The sequence below is a fragment of the Bariatricus sp. HCP28S3_F11 genome (assembly GCF_052065395.1).
Taxonomy (GTDB): Bacteria; Bacillota; Clostridia; order Lachnospirales; family Lachnospiraceae; genus Allocoprococcus.
Window position 1 is genome coordinate 1 of the sequence record NZ_JBQHUC010000106.1, and the last position, 814, is coordinate 814.

The window sequence follows — 814 nt, forward strand, 5'->3', positions numbered from 1 at the left end:
GTTAATTATTTTCATGTGATTTTCCTCCTATCAACACCCAAAAAAGGGCATAAAAATACCCAGTGATAAATACTCCTATCACTGGGTAAATAACTCCAATAGCCCCAAAACACTTATATGTTTTCGGGCATATAAAATTACATGATAAAAGTATTCTTAAACTGGGTACAAAAAACTAAGCCCCATATTAAAAGTGAAACGGGACTGCTACTTTTTGTTCCCACTATCAAATTGACAGTTTATTTAAGAATACCTTGCCGCATATTTATTAACTCCTTGTATAATACTGAATCTAATTATATTCCTTAACCCTTTATTTGTCAAGCTGACAAACTAAAGCAGAAAAAGCGGCAGGATTTCCCCCTGCCACTAATCATCTGTTTATGCAAAAATAATTTCCTTTTCCACAATCTCCCTCGCACAAGCCCTTATGTTATTGAGGCATCCTGTCCATTCTAAGGCGTTTTCTGCCTTTAGCTGTTCCGTTATGCCCTGTGCCTGTTTCATACCCTCTATGAGCCTTTCAAAGCGTTCCTGTGCCTGTCTGTTGATGTCGGCAAGGTAGGCGTTTAGCCTGCCGCTTGTAAGAAGATTGGTGTATGTAACTTTACGGTACTGTTTTAGATAATCTAAATGCCGTTGCCCCCAGATGCCTATTGCCTGTTCTTCTTCGGCGGGTACAGTTAAGCACGGTATCAAATAATCCCCTTGCCTTTCGTATTTGCCGCCCAGTTCCTCAAATAATGATTTTGCCATTGTCTGTTACCTCCACATTCTTTTTTATTTTGAATGTCCGCAAAATCCGTCCTACATC

1 protein-coding gene is annotated in these 814 nt (G+C 39.3%); it reads right to left on the reverse strand.

The window, feature by feature from the left end; genetic code table 11:
• Window positions 1–381: 381 nt before the first annotated feature.
• Window positions 382–756, reverse strand: coding sequence for a TnpV protein (locus ACTNBR_RS16460; RefSeq protein WP_001129922.1), 375 nt, complete (start codon window positions 754–756; stop codon window positions 382–384).
• Window positions 757–814 lie beyond the last annotated feature (58 nt).

Bases quoted from the DNA above. Each gene is read 5' to 3' on its own strand.
- ACTNBR_RS16460 (WP_001129922.1), bottom strand. From the start codon at position 756: ATGGCAAAATCATTATTTGAGGAACTGGGCGGCAAATACGAAAGGCAA.